The organism is Halobacillus sp. B23F22_5 (assembly GCF_043497085.1).
Lineage (GTDB): Bacteria > Bacillota > Bacilli > Bacillales > Halobacillaceae > Thalassobacillus.
This window is the reverse complement of sequence record NZ_JBIEKI010000001.1, coordinates 303,559-321,325: the sequence shown is the minus strand read 5'-3', so window position 1 is coordinate 321,325 and position 17,767 is coordinate 303,559. Positions and strand designations below refer to the sequence as shown.

The window sequence follows — 17,767 nt, the reverse complement described above, 5'->3', positions numbered from 1 at the left end:
AACTCACACGATTTTTTTAAAAAAGCCGGCTTGGAGTAATCTTTCCAAGCCAGCTTTCTCCTGTATTATCTATATCGTTTTGGTCTCCGATCATCGAAAATAGGAATTCTTTTCCTTATTTCTTCTACTTCACTCAAATCAACTTCACCAGTCACAATTTCCTCTTCGTCTCCTCCTTCGGCTATGATCCCCCCCCAAGGGTCAATGATCATCGAATGACCGGCAAACTTATTTTTAGGATCGGCACCGATCCTATTGCAGGCAACCACATAGCATTGATTCTCAATCGCTCTTGCCTGGAGCAGTACACGCCAATGATTGACACGAGGAGCTGGCCACTCCGCTACCACGAACAATGCTTTTGCTCCCTGTTGGACAGGCTTACTCATCCATTCTGGAAAGCGGAGATCATAACAGATGAACCCGGCTACAGATTCCCCATCCAATTCAAAGCCACTTTCATCTTTCCCTGCTTCCAGGTAGAGATGTTCATCCATCAGCTGGAATAAATGCAGTTTGCTGTATTTATGGATAAGCTGACCGTTGCGATCCACAATCAGCAATGTATTCCGGACCCCGTCCCCTTCTTCATTGGCGACAGATCCTCCAATTAAATGAACCCGATGTTTAACCGCTTGTTCTTGTAAAAATTCAATTGAACGTCTGGCTTCTTTGTCAGCAATTTCATCCAGACGAGTCAAATCGTACCCAGTGGTCCACATTTCTGGCAACACTACCACATTAGCCTCGGATGCCGCGTTTGCTATCCATTTTTCTGCTTCCTTATAATTTTTCTCCGGATCTCCATAAGCAATATCCATCTGTAGACATGCTACCTTCCATTTCATCACTATCATCCCCCATTCATTCCTTTACAAATGTTAATTTTCGTTATACCATTTTAACCATTAAATTGAAAGAAGTTTAAGAAAATTCATGTTAAAGGATGGCTCATCTATTATGAAAACTTTCCCTCATTCTGATATGTTAAAGCAATTGCCGGAACAATTTTTTGCTGTTTTAGCTAACCGTATGGAAAAAGCGGTTGCAGAAGGGCACGATGTCATCAACCTGGGACAGGGAAGCCCTGACAAACCTACTCCTCCTCATGTAATCAAACGGCTGCAGGAGGCTTCAGAAGAAATAGAAAACCATAAATACCCGCCATTCCGAGGCAAGAAGAACTTGTTAAATGCTGTCGCTGAATTCTACCAGCGTGAATACGGGGTCGATATCGACCCGGATACCGAAGTGGCTTTATTGTTCGGTGCAAAAGCCGGTCTTGTCGAGCTTCCACTTTCCCTTATGAACCCCGGTGAAACAATGCTCGTCCCGGATCCCGGTTATCCAGATTACTGGTCCGGTCCAGCCATGGCTAATGTCCCGATGCACAAGATGCCATTATTAGAAAAAAATAACTTCCTGCCGGTTTATGACGATATTCCAGAGGACGTGAAAAAAGCCTCAAAGATGTTGTTGCTCAATTACCCAAACAACCCGACTGGCGCAATGGCTTCCGAGGAATTTTTTGATAAAACCATTGAATTTGCTGAAGAAAATGATCTATGTGTCGTACACGATTTTGCTTATGGAGCGATCGGTTTCGATGGTAACAAACCGGTAAGTTACCTGGAACGTCCTGGCGCCAAAGATATTGGAATCGAAATTTATACGATGTCAAAAACCTATAACATGGCAGGCTGGCGGATCGCTTTTGCCGTAGGTAATCCTTCCGTTATAGAAGCAATCAACATTATCCAGGATCACTTTTATTGCAGTATATTTGGAGCTGTTCAGGATGCCGCTGCCGAGGCATTGACCTCCTCTCAGGAAGGTGTCGATGAGCTCGTGGAGCTTTATGAGGACAGACGGAAAGCGCTGGTCGAAGGAGCGCGGGAAATCGGCTGGAATGTAGCAGCACCGGAAGGATCATTTTTTGCATGGCTGAAAGTACCAGAAGGGTATACATCTGCTTCATTTGCCGACATGCTGCTTGAAGAAGCAAAAATATTGGTCGCCCCGGGCATCGGCTTCGGAGAGCACGGAGAAGGATATATTCGAGTAGGACTGGTGCTGGAAAAAGAACGTATCCAGGAAGCCTTGGAACGTATAAAAAAACTGAATATCTTTTAGATTTCAAACCAAAGGCGCAATCGCCTTGCTCACACTTATAGAGCTGGATGCTAATCATTGACTATTAAAATTTCCTATATAATAAAAAAAGTAGCAAATTGTGCTGCTTTTTTTATTTCCAGCTTCCCATACCACCGTCTCCCGGATCATGGTTTACCATTACTTTACTATCCATATGGAGCAGGACGTCACTTTCAGGGTTGTCCACCACGCCAATAGTGCTAAACAATGAAAGTAGTAAAGCAAGTACCATTAGCTTTTTCATTACTTTACCTCTTTTCATTTCAAATATTTTAAATAATAGTAAGGCAAGCGGGCAAAAAAGTGATCTCCATACTCATTTTTGAAGCGTTGATAGGCTCTATTAAGCAACAACCGATCATTACGTGCTACTCCTAAATAGGTTTCCTGGAAAGGAGTCAAAGATGAGAGAGATGATAAGAATTCTTCAGCTTCCTTCATTCTTCCCTCGGCGATTGCCAGATGGGCCGCTTCCACTGGATCAATTGTTTTGACACCCTCTGTTTTACGATGGAAAGCAGCAATAAATGGTAATGATCTTTCTCTCAATTCGTAAAGAGAGGAGGTCAACTTGCTGTCTTCTGCAATCTGTATGGAGGTATCCAAATAATGCATTGCTGAACTATAGTCATCGAATACTTCTATCAATGCAAGGTGATGATACATACCGGATTGTTTTTCTGAAGACAACGTTGAATTAATAACCCTGTAGGCATATTTTTTTGCGATCATCCCCATGTTTGATTTCCAGTGATGTTGAAACATCAATTCATCAAAACGAAGCTGAAAATAATACTTAACCAGCGGTTTATCGATGTAATGCATCGCCATATAGATATCATCGATATAATTATCCAGGCTTCCAAACTGCTTGCTATCATAATGATGGTAAACAAGCATAAATAAACGTAATGTCTCTGCCGCAGCTTGATCCTGTTTCCAATTCCTCAATCTTCGTACTTCCTGCCTGGACATAGGCCATCCAAATTTCCTTTTATATAGCAGTCGATAAAAAAGATCATAAGGTGCTGTTATTTTTCCCGTTTCCAGCAGCACCTGAACTTCTTCAAAAAAACCATTCATATATAAAAATTCTAATGCGACGACCTGTTCTTCCGGTGGAAAATTGGCATGCATGCAATAATTTTTGGTCAGGTCTGCTGCCTGCTGCCGGGAGTGCTTTTTAAGCAAATGATGATAGATATTGTAAATACTGGAAGGGACAGTCATTTTCAAACGGTCAATACGGCTGGGTTCAATTACTTGATAGTCTTCCACTTTCACACCTTCTACTCTGAATGATTTTTGTTGAAAGAAAAATCAGACAATAGCATCTATATCTACCTATCCTTTTTCACATCAACGAAGCAGGGTTTCTTATCCGGACTCCATAAAGATCCAATAGTTTACAGAATTATTTGATATATCTATTATATAATGATTCCTTGATAAGTTCCATTTAATAGAACGAAAGCTCTATTAAATCAGTATCGATGTTACAGTTAAGCTCCCGATTGCTAAATACTCAGTTTCGAGATAGCGGGGCCCGTTACCGTAAGAGTAATGGGATGGTTCGTGAAACGACTCGCTTTCCTGCGGGGGACCTGGCAAGCTTCCTCGGGCTAAAGCCCTGTGGGATCTTGCCTAGCCCCTTCTCCCGCGGGAGTCTCGCCGTTTCCCTTCCCATCCAGCCAGTTTTGTAATAAACGGACCCCTCGTGTGTGTAGTTGAAATCTTCATCTTGAGCTATTTATTAAAAGTGTAAAGCCTACTTTCAAAATTATCATAGGATGATTTACACAAATATGATTTCGAGAATTTCCTATGGCAAGGTCCGGGGGGAACGGCGAGACTCCTGCGGGATGAAAATGACAGGTGAGACCCCGGAAGACGAAGTCTGAGGAGGCTCAGCGCATGCCCGCGGAAAGGGAGTCGTTCCCCACCGGACCGTTATTCCCCAAACATCTCGGAATCAAGTCTTCGACTTTATATCCCTTTAGTTGAATAAGGCATTTGTGATATATCAAAAAAAGAGGGTAGTATTGGCTACCCTCTTCAACTAGATAAATAGTTTAGGAGATGATGTGTTCACCTCTCGATCTGTGCTCTTGTCATCTATTAGTAAAGAATTACAATTCGGGTCATATTCAAAAGGTATGGCCTGTTCATATGGTGGAGGAACCAGCGAAGCATGCCTGTTCTCTCGATAAGGAGTGTCAATTTTCCTTCCTTGACTGTCTCGTTCCTTTCTAAGTTGTTCCACTACAATGTTGCCAATTTGACGACCCAGCATTAATCCTTGATCATTATCCACTGGAAAATGCACCCCTGCATAAAGACGAGATTTAGCGTCTTCTTCAGCCAGCTGACGGAGTCGTCTTTCTTCAGCTGGAAAGAAATAAGACAGAATCACTTCAGCAGCTCCTGATACTGTTGCATGACCGGAAGGGTACGTTGGATGTTCCGGAGTACAAATAACTGTCGCAAGTTGGTCATCAAGCTGATTCGGCCGGGCGACAAGCCACTTATATTTCAAATACCAGGTGACTGCCAGAGCATCATTCAGGCCAGCAAACAAAGCCCCTAAAATCCTGCCGGCTCGTGGCGCTTCTACGTTATAAGTGTCAATCAGGCGGTCGGCAATAGGAGTCCATTGTTTAGAAGGTGGTCCGGAACCCCAATACTTAGCAATAATCTTTTCTTCTTCTGTAAGGTTAGCCAGGGTACGTTTCACCATTTTCAACTGACGGTACCACCGGATTTGCTCCGGTTGTTCGATCGCAAATTGAACCGATCTCCCATCTAATGTTGCAAAGCCATCTTCCCCTTTTCGTAAAAAATAAGTGTTCCAGGAACCAGCATAAGGCTCAACCCCCTTCTCAGGAGGATAATCTTCCCCCGCATAAGGAAGATCTGTCCATAATGGATAGGAATTATTTTTCGTCATCCATTTCACCTCGATTCTTCTGTTCTTATAATCAGGTTATGTAATATTCTGCAATGAATATAGGCGTTCTTCCTGAATTATGTGGATTAACGCTTTTTTTTTAGACGAATAACATAAACACAGTTAAAGGAGGGGATGGAAAGTGGACAATTTTATAACTCAGACTGCTTCCCGGTTCATTGAAAACTACTTTCCCGATGCGCAGGTTGTATTTATCGGAGGGAGTACCGTCGATGGGAACATTACATCAGAATCAGACATTGACCTTGTTATCATTGACAATAAGGAGCCCTCTTCGTCATTAGAATGCCACGTATATGAGGGATGGAAGATAGAAGCCTTCCTTTATCATCCCAGCTCCGTCAGTATTCACTTTGAAGCGGCAAAATACAAAGGACTTCCGACCCTGGTGAAGATGTGCGCAGAAGGTAAACAGATTACCGGTGATAAACAAAAAGGGAAGGAAATTAAAGACGAAGCCCAGCGAATTTACAAGGAAGGTCCTTCCGCCTGGACGCAGCAGCAAATTGATCATGCACGCTACACGATCACCGATTTGTTATCCGACTTTAGAAGTGCTGCCAATTTTGAAGAAGAGGTCTTTATTGTACATGAGCTGATCAGTTGCTTATCTGAACTCATTCTCAGGGGGAATAAACAGTGGATTGGATGGGGGAAATGGTATGCCAGAGCACTCAGAAGCTTTGATCCTGAGTTAGCTGGGCGAGTAACAGCAGCACTTGAAACCTTTATCGTCAAAAAGGAAAAAGAGGGTTTCTGCGATCTTGTGCACGAACAACTCAAAGCCTTCGGCGGTGAAAAGTTTTCTGATTATCGGGAAGAAAATTTATGAATGCAAACGGTGTATAAGAAATAACCTTCCTCTTGAATAAAACTGCCACGCCCGATAGTTGGGCGTGGCAGTTCATCAATCATGCATCAGGGTTTTACAAGGTAGTCCTCCAGAGCCTGCTGCAAATTCCCTTTAATTTCAGCCTTATCTCCAAAGTCAATTTCCCCATCGATCATATTTCTTACAATGGCTGCGCTCATTCCTGTAATGACAGACTTACAGCCCATCATAGAGATGCCATCTAACATTTTCATCAAGTAATGGCTAATTTCCTTCTCCATTTCAGCCACACCAGAGAGGTCGATAATCAATGTTTGAATATGTAATCTCCCTACTTCTATGAGCACCTTTTCCTCAATCGTTTGATAACGTTCTTCATCGATTTCTCCAATTAAAGGAAGAATGCAGACATTGGATTGTATGGGAATAATCGGTACTGAAAGATTCTTCACTAATCTTTTTTGAGATTCGAGCAGTTTATCTTTATATTCGGAAAAGCTAAGGAAGAACCAATTGAGGAATTTATCGATCTGGTCGTTGATTCGTTCCTCCAATTGATAAAATGCCTCTCGATTTGCAGGCGTTTCACTCAATCGTTCGTATTCATAGAGGAAGTTCCATATCGTTCTCCGGATCGCCTGTACCCATTCCAGTTTGAATGAGAGTGTCAGCGAATGTTTTGCCCATATGACCCCTTCCTGTTTAGCAAAAGCTATTACTTCTTCGTCTTCCTGCCTGACAACGTGCAGGGTCAGTTTATGTGCATTTTGCAATAAATCGATATTACCTTTCACCATAATACCTTGAATTTCATCTCTTACATTGACAGCTTCGTTTAATAGGTTCTCTTCGAACTTATCATGATTGGCTGTGATGAAGTCTGTGATTCCTTGACCTTCTTTATACCTCAAACCCATGCAAAACCCTCCTTTTTATGTTAGAGCTTAGCTTTATATTATTTGGAAATATATATTAACAATACATCTATAGTATTAACATAAACTATTTTACCAAATTAAAGCTTCGTTATTAAATGATTAGCTGTAATCATGGATACACTAAGAGAAAAAGAGGTGTGGCTATGTGGACAAATGTTCTGTTGGGCATGCTTATTCCCTGGGTAATACTCATTTATCTCTATAAGAAAAGCCCTCTTCTAGGCATACTCATGTATCCTGTAGGTGTCTCAATAGCTTTTGTTGCCAATGATTGGGGCTTCCAATTATTTTGGGAAGTAGAACCGGTCTACAACAACCCTTCCTTATCTGCGATACCTATTAGTGTGGGCTACTTTCCCATGATTACTACCTTATTTGCCTTTATAAGGGAAAAGAAACTCGTAAACACTTGGAAGCTTATTTTAACTTTCTCTATCCTTACCACTTTTTTTGAACTCCTGGTTCTTTGGTCGGGAAAGATCCATTATCTTAATGGATGGAATATACTATGGACGTCCTTCACCTATTTAGCGGGATTTGTAGTAGTCAATATCTATATAAAAATGTTAAAAAAGCATCATGTTCCTATTTGACCTGCTTAATATCGCAGCTTTTCCCGCTTATTTTCCGGCTGCTTCAACCAGTAACGAATTCCTTTGTAAGCATAGGGTTCATCAGCAAAACGAGGAATCACATGAAGATGGGCATGCGGGATTGATTGCCCCCCTGCTTCCCCTGTATTCCACCCCACACTGAATCCATCCGGCGAGTAACTCTCCTCTAAAATGTTTTTGGCTTGCAGCAGTAAAGATCTCGTATCCTTCCATTCTTCCTCAGTCAGTTCAAAAACATTTTGATGATGTGCTTTAGGGATGATCAGCCCGCTCCCTTCCAACACGGTTTGTTCAGACTTTTTTTGAATATAATAACATGTGTCATTTTCCAGGATAATCTGTTGATCCCCATCTTCTACGATGTTGCAAAATAAACAGTCACTCATTTCAGTCATCCTCCCATTTGCTGAAATCTGTTAAAACACCATGATTCCTTATCTTTTTACATTTTTTGAATATTTGTAAGTGCTTTTGGGGCATTTACTTTCTCGCTTTTATGTATTAACGTATAACTCAAAGGGTGACCTCCCTTTTGTATATTTCACTTTCCCATGCCCTCTGAATGACAGAGGGCCTTTTTTTGTGACAAAACTTTTTTACATTCAGGCGTTGTTAAATAATACGATGGTTAAAGGATCTTTTTCCGCCAGGATATACAGTCCGAGGGAACAATATCGTTTGTATTGTTATGAAAAGTCAGTACCTTAATTTCAGTAGTACCTTCTTTATTTCCTCGTCTCTCATGACTGTGTCTTTATATTTTTGAGTAATCTCCGTCAGTGCCACATCATGATAGAAAAACTCCGTAAAGAATTTGACCAGCGGACCGGATTGGGTTCGTATTGCCTGCCACCTGGAATCTTCTACGCCTGCAAACAACATTTCTTCTTCATCGACTATTAAGATTCTGCTCCGTTCAAGTGCTTCATGATGGGTATCCGGAATCAACGTAGAAACCCCTGGGATAATCGTTTCCATTTCCCCGATGACATGGATATTCACTATTAGACCTGCTTGGTACTTATCCTCCAATAAAGCAAGGTTAGAGGAGATATCATCCGCCCACCCAGAGATAAAAACAGAATGTTTCGCTCGTTCCAATAGTTCCTGTAATACGGCCTGGATCGACTGATCTTCTTTCAATGTCCAGACACGGTCATCTTTCGGTGCCTGCTTGCTTTTCGCTTCCCTTAACTGCTCGATATTCGCTTCAAAATCCGCTTTCAGCTTCTGAATCGTCGTTTCAACCGGAAGGGCAGTATAGAGCCGCTTCTTCCCCGTAATCGCCTCTAAAATCATTCCTTTTTCACTTAAACGATGGAGAACTTCATATACTTTCGCACGCGGCACTCCCGATTGCTTGACGATTGTTGTAGCATCGAGGGGCTGATCGACTGTGATCAAGGATTGATAAACTTGACTTTCATATTGCGTGAAACCAAACTGTTGCAGCATATTTACGAGCTCCTTGCTTCCTGTTTATTGCTTTCATCATAGCACAGAAAAATAAGGTTGTAATTTACACTTGTTTTTCTCCTTTTAAGTAGTTACTATTGTAGTGGTAACAATAACGAAAGGAAGTCATTTATTATGGATAAACGAGTATACTTACTGACGATCGTCTCATTTATTGTCGGGATGGTCGAACTGATCATTGGGGGCATTTTAGATTTAGTAGCAGACAGCTTACAAGTCAGCCTTGGACAAGCAGGGCTGCTTATCACTATATTCTCGCTTGTCTTTGCGATTGCGGCGCCTATTTTACTAACGGCTACAGCAAAAGTCGAAAGAAAGCGACTTACATTAATTTCCCTTGCCGTTTTTCTTTTCGGAAACCTAATTGCAGTCCTCAGTCCATCCTATCTGGTACTGTTGCTAGCAAGAATCGTCTCTGCAGCGAGTGGCTCTTTATTAGTCGTACTTTGTGTCACCATGGCTTCCAATATAGTCGAAGAAAAATATCGTGCCCGCGCGATCGGTGTTGTCTTCATGGGTATCAGCGCTTCCCTTGTGTTGGGTGTGCCGATCGGATTGATGCTTGGTAATGCCTTTGGATGGAGGGCCCCATTCGTACTGATTACACTATTAACGGTCATTTCCATGATGGGAGTCTACTTCTTCATGGGTAAAATCGAACCGAAGCCAGCTATCCCAATTAAACAACAATTGGCTACCTTAAAAAACAGAAAAATTCTTTTTGCACAATTGACTTCATTCTTATTTTTGACGGGGCACTTAGCCTTATATGGCTATTTGACTCCATTTTTAAAAATGACAATGGGGCTGAACGGGACATGGGTAAGTATCATTTATCTGATTTTTGGGGTGGCAGCTGTCATCGGTGGTGGAGTCGGCGGTATGTTATCCGACCGCTTCGGTACCAAACCTACGATCATCGGAATTATTGTTGTCTTCGGATTATCGATTTTCGCAATTCCATATACCACCTTCTCCCTGCCGCTTTTCTTAGGGGTCATGGTGATCTGGAGTATGCTTAGCTGGGCAATTACGCCAGCCATGCAAAGTTATTTGATTCAATCTTCACCAGAAACGTCCGATATCCAGCAAAGCTTGAACAATTCAGCTCTTCACTTTGGAATCGCGTTTGGATCTTTTATCGGGGGTATCGTCATTGAGCAGGCTTCTGTAGAGTATAATGCAACTACCGGGGGATTTTTCATCATCATTGCCTTGGCAGCAGCAATATTCTCGATGGCCAAACAACCGAAACCCGCTCTTTCCCACTAAATAATAAATGCCAGGCACCCAATCAAAGGTGTCTGGCATTTTTGTTCGCTTTGTTTATCATACTAATAGCCGATAAATGCAGGCTTTCATGCGAGATGTGGAATAAAAACATCTCTCCCAGCGTCCGCATATGCAAGAAAGGCTCCTCCAAAGCGGAATCCAGCTTATTTTTGCTAAGCTCGATCAATTTATCCGGCTGCTGCTCCAAGTGCATGATCAGCTCCTGCTTTGCAGGAGGATTTCCTTTCCAGTCTTCAGGCCGGCTATCTCTTGGAAACATAAGATGATAACGCAATGGAAGCATTCGCTCCTGCTTGAGATGGGTACAAATCGTATGATCCCAGCCAACGAGAATATGCCCGGCATTCCACCTGATATTATTGGTATGGTGACCCGGTATCTCATCCCACTGTTCTTCCGGCAGTTCCCTTAAGAGTTCTAACAGCCATCCCCTCCACATTTTCCACTGTGCAAAAACCTGCTCTTCGTTCATTCAAATTCCTCCATCCGTTTTCATCTATATCCTAATTCGGTTCCTCCAGCCTCTTTTCCTCCTTTGTTCATGAAGAGGCAACCCAATGAATAAGATGTAAAAAAAGCCGTGAATCGAGGTGAACTTATGGACTTGTCCGTAAATGATTTCAATGCCTGTGAGCTGCCATTTTGTGCTCAGACCAATGACACAGCTCCCTCCTTCCAGGCAGAGGCCTATGATAATACCACCAAAAAAATCATCCCGATCAACTTGGAAAACTACCGGGGAAAATGGGTGGTGTTGTTTTTCTATGCCAGCGACTTCACGTTTGTCTGACCGACAGAATTGGCAGCGGTCGCTGCTATTCATCCGTATCTAAAACAACTGAATACGGAAGTGTTAGCCATCAGCACCGATAGTGTATACGCTCATAAAGTATTTACAGAAACATCACCATCTGCTTCCCAGGTCACATTCCCCCTTGTAAGTGACCGGACACATTCTATCAGTAAAGCCTACCGGGCCTTCAACCCAAAAACGGGAGCCGCTTTTCGCGTCACCACCATCATCGACCCGGAAGGCGTCATAGCTGCCAAGCTGGTCAACCCGCCAGAAGTCGGCCGTAACGTACCAGAGATTTTGCGATTGATACAAGGGATTCAATATGGAAGAAGAACAGGCGAAGGCGTTCCGGCGAATTGGATGCAAGGACAGCCAGGAATCAAGCGTGACCCGAGCATGATCGGTAAAATTTAAGGGGTGTATAAAGCCCGGATGATACCTATCATCCGGGCTTTTTATATGCGAAAAAATGATTTGCTATAATAATGTCAGTTGCTTAGATACATGAGGAACTGTGAACCTCCTGTAATGTATAAGAACAACAAAGATTTAATGAATACATTAAGAGAATCATAAAGGGGGACTATTAGTGGTCGAAAATTTCAACGAATTGAATCATGAATACTTTATGAAAGAAGCTTTAAAGGAAGCTGAAAAGGCGGGCAAGCGGAACGATAAACCGATTGGTGCCGTAATTGTCCATAACGGCGAAATCATCGCAAGAGGGTCAAATAAAATTACGAGTTCTAAAGATAATATCGCTCATGCGGAAATTGATGCCCTGCATAACAACGCGGGCTATTTGCAGAAACATGCCAGGGAATGTTTGCTCTATACTAGCGTCGAGCCATGTATCATGTGTGTCTCTGCCCTTATTATGGCAAACATCAGGAATGTTGTTTTGCCGTAGAAGACAATTATATGGGTACGGAAAAAATGATTAAAAATCTCCCTTACATTGATGAACGGCTGCACAACTATCTTGGTGGCATCCTGACTGAAGAATCTGCTAACTTGATTAAAACTTACTCTTCTTTTGATGCAGAGGTAATTTTAGAAGGCTATAGACCGTAAAAATAAAAAGCCGGGATTCCACAAAATCGGATTCCCGGCTTTTTGATTTAACTTAAAATGTTTCTTTCGTTGATATTAACGTCTTTTACTTCTGTAACAGATACCTTTTCTCCTTCGTTTAAATTCGTAAATACGATTGGGGAAATGGTGGATGGTACATTCGCTTTCAAATGCTCGAGATCCGCCTGCAACAGTTTATCGCCTTTTTTAACACGTTGACCTTCTGTTACATACACGTCAAAACCTTCACCCTCAAGCTTTACGGTATCCAGTCCGACGTGTACCAAAATTTCATGGCCGCTGTCAGCTTTGATGCCGATCGCGTGCTTTGTCGGGAAGACATTGATGACTTCCCCATCTACTGGAGATACAAATAACCCATCAGCAGGATCGATGGCAAAGCCTTCGCCCATCATTTTTTGAGCAAATACTTCATCAGGAACCTCACTCAAATTCATCAATTTCCCTTTTGCCGGCGAAACAATATTCGCTTTATCCAATGCAGGCAATCCAGCGCTTCCGTCAGACCTTGTGTCCTCCTGGACCGCTTCTCCACCAGGAGCCTGCATATCATTGTTATCCATTCGTTTACGCATTGCTTCTGCCAGGAAATCAACGGTTGTACCGACGATAACGTGCAAGTTGGTTTTGTTAAGCTTCATCACACCATTGGCGCCTTGACGCTTCAGCGCTTTTTCATCTACCGCTTCCATATCATTCACTTGGAGACGAAGGCGGGTGGCGCAATAGTCCAATGTCTTGATATTTTCTGGTCCGCCAAGCGCTGTTAGGTAATGATACGCTTTCTTATCATAATCTCTGCCTTTGCCGCTGGAAGGCTGACCGACTTGCTGGTTCTCCTCTGCAAGTTCTTCGTCTTCATCCTCCCGTCCTGGTGTTTTCAAGTCCAGTTTTACAATCAAAGCGTAGAAAATGACAAAGTAGATAACCGCAAACACTAAACCTTGAATAAACAGCATAATCGGTTTGTCTGCGATACCGAAGTTCAATAAATAATCAATGAATCCGGCAGAGAAGCCGAACCCATGCCTGATATCGAGCCAAAGCGATACCATCATCGAAAGTGCTGTCAATAAGGCGTGAACCACATATAACAATGGAGACAGGAACATGAATGAAAATTCAATAGGTTCTGTTACCCCTGTAAGGAAAGATGTAACTGCAATACTGAATAACATCCCTCCAACGGCAGCTCTGCGATGCTTTTTCGCTGCTGCATACATAGCAAGACAGGCAGCTGGAAGACCGAACATCATGATCGGGAAGAAACCAGCCAGGAAGCTTCCAGCACTAGGGTCTCCCGCCAGGAACCTGCTAATTTCCCCACGTACAGCTTCATCTGCACCTGGAGGCATATAGGAACCGAAATCAAACCATACAACAGTATTAATAACGTGGTGCAAACCAATTGGTATCAGTAGTCGGTTGAAGAAACCATAAGCACCTACGCCGAGCGCTCCTGCGCCAAGCATCCATTCTCCCAATCCATTGATAGCTGCCTGGATCGGCGGCCAAATGAAACCAAAAACACCGGATAACAACACCATCACAATTGCCGTGATGATTGGCACAAACCTCTTTCCACCAAAGAATGAAAGCCAATCTGGAAGTTGGGTCTGGTAAAAACGATTGTATAATAACCCTGCAATGATACCCGCTATGATACCCCCAAAGACTCCCATACTTAAATCATCACCAAAGGACTCTACCCCTCCAGTTAAGACGAGGTAACCTACAGCCCCCGACAAGGCTGCCCCTCCGCTTCCATCTTTGGCAAAACCCATAGCAACACCAATGGCAAAGATCAGTGCCAGGTTAGCCAGGATTCCGTTCCCTGCCTGTGCAACAAACGGAATGTTCAACATGTCTTCCGCACCTAGCCGTACAAGCAATGCAGCTGCTGGCAGCATGGCAATCGGAAACATTAACGACTTACCAATACGTTGCAAAAATGCTAACATATCTTTTTTCCTCCCTTTTTATGTAGTAAAAAAATTGAAACCGCTTAATTAGATTATAACACCCGCTTATATAGACGTATAGACCAGATAAGGAAAGTTTAAGGATGTCCAATTATTATATATAATTAGCTCCTCCCTGAAAAAATTCCTTTAAGAGAGAAAATTATTTTGCATCGCGTGTCCAACTCGTTTGTCATTTTTGCTGAAAATAAAAAATCCACCTTACTATAAGGCAGATTTCAACATGGACTCATTCATTACAATTGGTATGAGATTTTTCTTTCGATAGATATTGTTCAATTACTGCTGTTTCTGAATAAGGGACATTCTCACCTTTGATGACCTGGTAGCCCCCAAAACCGATTCCCGTTAACAATACCAAATCCCCTGAGTGAGCTATATCGAGAGCATAATGTATAGCTTCTTCCCGGTGGAGAAGTGCATGGGTGTTAACAACAGCGTTTTTGGTGAACCCCTCCAGTACATCATTTAAAATTTCCCGTCGATCGAAAAAGCCAGGATGATCAACCGTGACGACCACCTCATCCGCATACCGTTCTGCAACCTTGGCCATCAAAGGTCTTTTATTAGGGTCACGAAGTCCTACTCCCGTTATCATCACAATCAGCCTTCTGCGAGATAATTTTGATGCGACCTCTAACACCTTTTCTAACGCATCAGGAGTATGGGCATAATCCATGATAATCTGATAAGGGAGCTTAGAGGCGTAATACTGTTGGAAGCGGCCTTCGGGTCCTTCCAGACAGCGCAACCCTTCGAGAACTTTTTCAATTGAAATACCCATCTGAAGGCATCCTCCGATTGCTGCCAAAAGATTTGAAACATTATATTTCCCATAAACGGGAGCTTGTACAAAAAAAGAATCATTCCATGCACGCAGTGTAAATACGGACCCTTCCGTTGTAATTTTTATGTGATCAGCACTGATATCAGCTTTACGGTTATCAATCCCATAAGTCAATAATGGGCCTGTAAACTGTTGGATGATATCATCTGCCATCCCGGCATCATCCCTGTTAACTACTGCCTTTTTACTCTGTCTAAACAATTTGAGCTTAGCTTCTTTGTAGCGTGCCATCGTACCGTGGAACTCCAGGTGTTCCGGCGTCAAGTTAGTATGGACAGCTACATCATAGGAGATATCTAACAAACGCTTTTGCTCTAAAGCGATTGATGTGGCTTCCATCGCTACGGCCTTTAGCCCTCTGGACACAAAATGGCGTAGTACACGATGAAGGTCGGGCGCTTCTGGAGTAGTGGGAACAGATTGCTTGAACTTCGTTTTCTTTTTTTCATCCCAAATTCCTGCTGTGCCTAAAGAACCGGCAGGGATAGCAAGCGCATTCAAAATCGAACGTATATAAGAGGTGACGGTAGTTTTACCATTTGTTCCTGTTACACCGACCATTGATAAATTTTCGGTAGGATGATTGTAAAAAGAGGCTGATAATTGCGAAAGAGCGGCTTTTCCGTCGTTCACTTTTACAAAAGTGAGGGAAGGGTGATCTCCTGCGTATTGTAACAATTGATCGCTGTTTGACCCGATTATGCCTACTGCTCCTGCATCGATAGCAGCGCGGATATATCGGTGGCCGTCTGTATTTTCACCTTCTATACAAACGAAAAGATACCCTTCCTTTATTTCTCTAGAGTCATAGGCGACCCCTTTCACCACCTGCACACCAGGTCCTAATATCAATTTTGGCTTCAATATCTCCCTGAAATCCAGATTTTTCACCATGACGTTCACCCTCTATTTAATATTGATATGGACTTTTTACCCTCTCCCTCGCATATATAAACAAAAATTAAACATATATTATACATACATTAAACAAAACAAAAAAAGACACGATCAATGTCGTGTCTTTTCATTATTTTACGTGATCATCTGTACAGGGAGCCAGCCTCTTACTCCGTTTATCATCCAAATCGAATCTGCTTCATTAAGATCCCTCTTATGGATCACCCGCTCCGTTATAACGAGCTGTTCTAACAGTTCTTGACGGAAGGTTCCAGCAAGAAGTCCGCATTTGATCGGGGGAGTGTAATATTTTCCTTGCTTCTCTATCACAAGATTTCCGATCGTAAATTCCGTCAGTTCTTCTTCTTCATTCCAAAGCAGCACGGAAAAAGCATCTGCTGGAGCAGAACGGCTATGTTCATCATAAACTTCGCGGTGAGTTGTTTTGTGATATAAAAAAGGATTTTTCTTATCGACTGGAGTTTTTGCTAAAGAACAAGTGACCGATTCGAGCTGACTGATTGCTGTCGTCCCCACACTCACATCACCATTTCTGTTTACAAGCAGCCGAACTTTAAATGCTCCCTGCGTATGCTCACTGGCAACGTTTTTCAACACTTGATTAACTTGACCATCATCTATGGTATAACCAAAATAACGGGCTGAGGATAGCAGACGGTCGATATGTCTCTGAGATAAAGGAAAGTGACCGTCTTGTAGTTTGAGTGATTCTAATAAATGAAACGGTGTCCTTTTTTCCTTCAGCAGACCGGCTTTCGCCATCAATTCTTCGTACTCCCCTTCTACTGTAGAGTCCCATGTAATACCACCACCTGCTCCGTAAGTGGCTGTTTCTGCTTCCTTATCAACCAAAACTGTCCTGATCGGGACATTGAATATCGCTTCCCTGTCAGGAGTAATTAAGCCGATAGCTCCGCAGTAGATATGCCGGGGGGATCTTTCGAGTTTGGAGATATAATTCATCGTACTTATTTTAGGAGCACCTGTAATCGAACCACAAGGAAATAAGGCCTGGAACCAATCATAAATCGTTGCAGCAGAGTCTAATTCTGCTTCAATCGTAGAAGTCATCTGATGTACCGTCGGATAAGATTCTACTTCAAACAACTTTGGCACCTTTACCGTTCCCGGCCTGGCAATCCGGCCGATATCGTTGCGTAGCAAATCGACAATCATGAGATTCTCTGCCCTGTCTTTTTCAGAAGTATAGAGCTTCTGTTTAAGCTGCTCGTCTTCTCTCATACTTCTTCCTCTTGTTCCTGTACCTTTCATTGGCTTGGTCTTTATGCTGCCCTTGCTGACCTGAAAAAAGAGTTCTGGTGATGCAGATAAAACACGATATTTGCCTATATTCAAATAGGCAGCATAAGCAGACTGCTGATTTTCCTTCAGCTGCTGATAAAAAGCATAATCATTTCCTTGAAATTGCGCAGTCAGCCTGGCTGTATAATTGACTTGATAGGTATATCCTTCTTCTATCGCTTGTTTGATAGTGGAGATTCCCTGGTGATATTCTTCCTTATCCGTATCCAGTTTCCAATCGGAAATTCGATAGTCAGGCAGGGACTCAGTCCGGGAATTTGCATCGACAGGATTCTCAAAAATTCCAAACCAGACGAGTGGAAAATCATCATTTGTCTGATGGACATGCATGGCAGAATCGAACCCAGGGGCAGCTTCATAAGAAACAAACCCTGCTGCATAATACCCTTCCTGGATTGCCGCTTCTATTTCATGAAAAGCTGCTGGTACTTCTTGTATACAGAAAACCTCAATAACTTTGATTGGTTCCGTAAAACAGATCGGCTGCTCATTATCTGTTTCGATGAAGTCGAACTGTAAGAACGTTTCCAT

General features: G+C 42.6%; 17 protein-coding genes. 6 read left to right on the top strand and 11 right to left on the bottom strand.

Features of this window, described 5'->3' with window-relative positions; translation table 11 throughout:
- Window positions 1-65 precede the first annotated feature (65 nt).
- Entirely contained in the window at window positions 66-848 is a 783-nt protein-coding gene (locus tag ACGTN9_RS01580) for a carbon-nitrogen family hydrolase (RefSeq protein WP_499589861.1), read from the bottom strand.
- A 112-nt stretch (window positions 849-960) separates the two neighbouring features.
- Between ACGTN9_RS01580 and ACGTN9_RS01575 the strand changes: the two genes are divergently transcribed.
- Window positions 961-2,133, top strand: coding sequence for a pyridoxal phosphate-dependent aminotransferase (locus ACGTN9_RS01575; protein ID WP_499589859.1), 1,173 nt, complete (start codon window positions 961-963; stop codon window positions 2,131-2,133).
- 112 nt (window positions 2,134-2,245) lie between these two features.
- Here the strand turns inward: ACGTN9_RS01575 and ACGTN9_RS01570 are convergent, their stop codons facing one another.
- The 3 genes from ACGTN9_RS01570 to ACGTN9_RS01560 form a co-directional block, all read right to left on the bottom strand.
- Window positions 2,246-2,398, bottom strand: a complete 153-nt coding sequence (locus tag ACGTN9_RS01570) for a hypothetical protein (RefSeq protein ID WP_499589857.1) — start codon at window positions 2,396-2,398, stop codon at window positions 2,246-2,248.
- Window positions 2,399-2,412: 14 nt separating this feature from the next.
- Window positions 2,413-3,432 carry an AimR family lysis-lysogeny pheromone receptor gene (locus ACGTN9_RS01565; protein ID WP_499589855.1) on the bottom strand — a complete coding sequence of 340 codons (1,020 nt, stop codon included), beginning with the start codon at window positions 3,430-3,432 and terminating at the stop codon, window positions 2,413-2,415.
- Window positions 3,433-4,213: 781 nt separating this feature from the next.
- The gene (locus tag ACGTN9_RS01560; protein ID WP_499589853.1) at window positions 4,214-5,101 is read right to left on the bottom strand and encodes a vanadium-dependent haloperoxidase; all 888 of its coding nucleotides are present in this window, start codon (window positions 5,099-5,101) and stop codon (window positions 4,214-4,216) included.
- Window positions 5,102-5,243: 142 nt separating this feature from the next.
- On the opposite strand from ACGTN9_RS01560, the gene ACGTN9_RS01555 reads away from it, so the two are divergent.
- Entirely contained in the window at window positions 5,244-5,954 is a 711-nt protein-coding gene (locus tag ACGTN9_RS01555; RefSeq protein WP_499589851.1) for a nucleotidyltransferase domain-containing protein, read from the top strand.
- A gap of 86 nt (window positions 5,955-6,040) precedes the next feature.
- On the opposite strand, the gene ACGTN9_RS01550 is transcribed toward ACGTN9_RS01555, so the two are convergent.
- The 3 genes from ACGTN9_RS01550 to ACGTN9_RS01540 all read right to left on the bottom strand — a co-directional run bounded on the left by ACGTN9_RS01550 (window position 6,041) and on the right by ACGTN9_RS01540 (window position 8,961).
- A complete protein-coding gene (locus ACGTN9_RS01550) occupies window positions 6,041-6,871 on the bottom strand; it encodes an STAS domain-containing protein (protein ID WP_499589849.1) in 831 nt (276 codons plus the stop codon).
- 619 nt (window positions 6,872-7,490) lie between these two features.
- The gene (locus ACGTN9_RS01545; protein WP_499589847.1) at window positions 7,491-7,892 is read right to left on the bottom strand and encodes an HIT family protein; all 402 of its coding nucleotides are present in this window, start codon (window positions 7,890-7,892) and stop codon (window positions 7,491-7,493) included.
- Between the two features lie 310 nt (window positions 7,893-8,202).
- Entirely contained in the window at window positions 8,203-8,961 is a 759-nt protein-coding gene (locus ACGTN9_RS01540) for a TrmB family transcriptional regulator (protein WP_499589845.1), read from the bottom strand.
- 135 nt (window positions 8,962-9,096) lie between these two features.
- Here ACGTN9_RS01540 and ACGTN9_RS01535 point away from each other — a divergent pair, with 135 nt between their 5' ends.
- Window positions 9,097-10,254 (top strand): MFS transporter, encoded by a 1,158-nt coding sequence (locus ACGTN9_RS01535; protein ID WP_499589843.1) that lies wholly within the window; start codon window positions 9,097-9,099, stop codon window positions 10,252-10,254.
- 22 nt (window positions 10,255-10,276) lie between these two features.
- On the opposite strand, the gene ACGTN9_RS01530 is transcribed toward ACGTN9_RS01535, so the two are convergent.
- The gene (locus tag ACGTN9_RS01530; RefSeq protein ID WP_499589841.1) at window positions 10,277-10,747 is read right to left on the bottom strand and encodes a DinB family protein; all 471 of its coding nucleotides are present in this window, start codon (window positions 10,745-10,747) and stop codon (window positions 10,277-10,279) included.
- Between the two features lie 126 nt (window positions 10,748-10,873).
- Here ACGTN9_RS01530 and ACGTN9_RS01525 point away from each other — a divergent pair, with 126 nt between their 5' ends.
- From ACGTN9_RS01525 to ACGTN9_RS01515, 3 genes are all read left to right on the top strand, one after another.
- Complete coding sequence (locus tag ACGTN9_RS01525; protein ID WP_499589839.1) at window positions 10,874-11,485, top strand: peroxiredoxin; 612 nt, start codon at window positions 10,874-10,876, stop codon at window positions 11,483-11,485.
- A gap of 175 nt (window positions 11,486-11,660) precedes the next feature.
- Entirely contained in the window at window positions 11,661-11,981 is a 321-nt protein-coding gene (locus ACGTN9_RS01520; RefSeq protein WP_499589837.1) for a nucleoside deaminase, read from the top strand.
- An 11-nt stretch (window positions 11,982-11,992) separates the two neighbouring features.
- A complete protein-coding gene (locus ACGTN9_RS01515; protein ID WP_499589835.1) occupies window positions 11,993-12,145 on the top strand; it encodes a hypothetical protein in 153 nt (50 codons plus the stop codon).
- 47 nt (window positions 12,146-12,192) lie between these two features.
- Here the strand turns inward: ACGTN9_RS01515 and nagE are convergent, their stop codons facing one another.
- The 3 genes from nagE to pabB form a co-directional block, all read right to left on the bottom strand.
- Window positions 12,193-14,127: an N-acetylglucosamine-specific PTS transporter subunit IIBC gene (gene nagE, locus ACGTN9_RS01510; RefSeq protein ID WP_499589833.1), complete on the bottom strand. Its 1,935-nt coding sequence runs from the start codon at window positions 14,125-14,127 to the stop codon at window positions 12,193-12,195.
- A gap of 250 nt (window positions 14,128-14,377) precedes the next feature.
- Window positions 14,378-15,889, bottom strand: a complete 1,512-nt coding sequence (locus ACGTN9_RS01505; RefSeq protein ID WP_499589831.1) for a UDP-N-acetylmuramoyl-L-alanyl-D-glutamate--2,6-diaminopimelate ligase — start codon at window positions 15,887-15,889, stop codon at window positions 14,378-14,380.
- 138 nt (window positions 15,890-16,027) lie between these two features.
- Window positions 16,028-17,767, bottom strand: coding sequence for an aminodeoxychorismate synthase component I (gene pabB, locus ACGTN9_RS01500; protein WP_499589829.1), 1,740 nt, complete (start codon window positions 17,765-17,767; stop codon window positions 16,028-16,030).

What these genes read in the sequence shown, in the direction of transcription:
- ACGTN9_RS01580 (WP_499589861.1), bottom strand. Translation starts at nt 848, where the DNA reads ATGAAATGGAAGGTAGCATGTCTACAGATGGATATTGCTTATGGAGAT.
- ACGTN9_RS01575 (WP_499589859.1), top strand. Translation starts at nt 961, where the DNA reads ATGAAAACTTTCCCTCATTCTGATATGTTAAAGCAATTGCCGGAACAA.
- ACGTN9_RS01570 (WP_499589857.1), bottom strand. Translation starts at nt 2,398, where the DNA reads ATGAAAAAGCTAATGGTACTTGCTTTACTACTTTCATTGTTTAGCACT.
- ACGTN9_RS01560 (WP_499589853.1), bottom strand. Translation starts at nt 5,101, where the DNA reads ATGACGAAAAATAATTCCTATCCATTATGGACAGATCTTCCTTATGCG.
- ACGTN9_RS01550 (WP_499589849.1), bottom strand. Translation starts at nt 6,871, where the DNA reads ATGGGTTTGAGGTATAAAGAAGGTCAAGGAATCACAGACTTCATCACA.
- ACGTN9_RS01545 (WP_499589847.1), bottom strand. Translation starts at nt 7,892, where the DNA reads ATGAGTGACTGTTTATTTTGCAACATCGTAGAAGATGGGGATCAACAG.
- ACGTN9_RS01540 (WP_499589845.1), bottom strand. Translation starts at nt 8,961, where the DNA reads ATGCTGCAACAGTTTGGTTTCACGCAATATGAAAGTCAAGTTTATCAA.
- ACGTN9_RS01535 (WP_499589843.1), top strand. Translation starts at nt 9,097, where the DNA reads ATGGATAAACGAGTATACTTACTGACGATCGTCTCATTTATTGTCGGG.
- ACGTN9_RS01530 (WP_499589841.1), bottom strand. Translation starts at nt 10,747, where the DNA reads ATGAACGAAGAGCAGGTTTTTGCACAGTGGAAAATGTGGAGGGGATGG.
- ACGTN9_RS01515 (WP_499589835.1), top strand. Translation starts at nt 11,993, where the DNA reads ATGGGTACGGAAAAAATGATTAAAAATCTCCCTTACATTGATGAACGG.
- nagE (WP_499589833.1), bottom strand. Translation starts at nt 14,127, where the DNA reads ATGTTAGCATTTTTGCAACGTATTGGTAAGTCGTTAATGTTTCCGATT.
- ACGTN9_RS01505 (WP_499589831.1), bottom strand. Translation starts at nt 15,889, where the DNA reads ATGGTGAAAAATCTGGATTTCAGGGAGATATTGAAGCCAAAATTGATA.
- pabB (WP_499589829.1), bottom strand. Translation starts at nt 17,767, where the DNA reads ATGGAAACGTTCTTACAGTTCGACTTCATCGAAACAGATAATGAGCAG.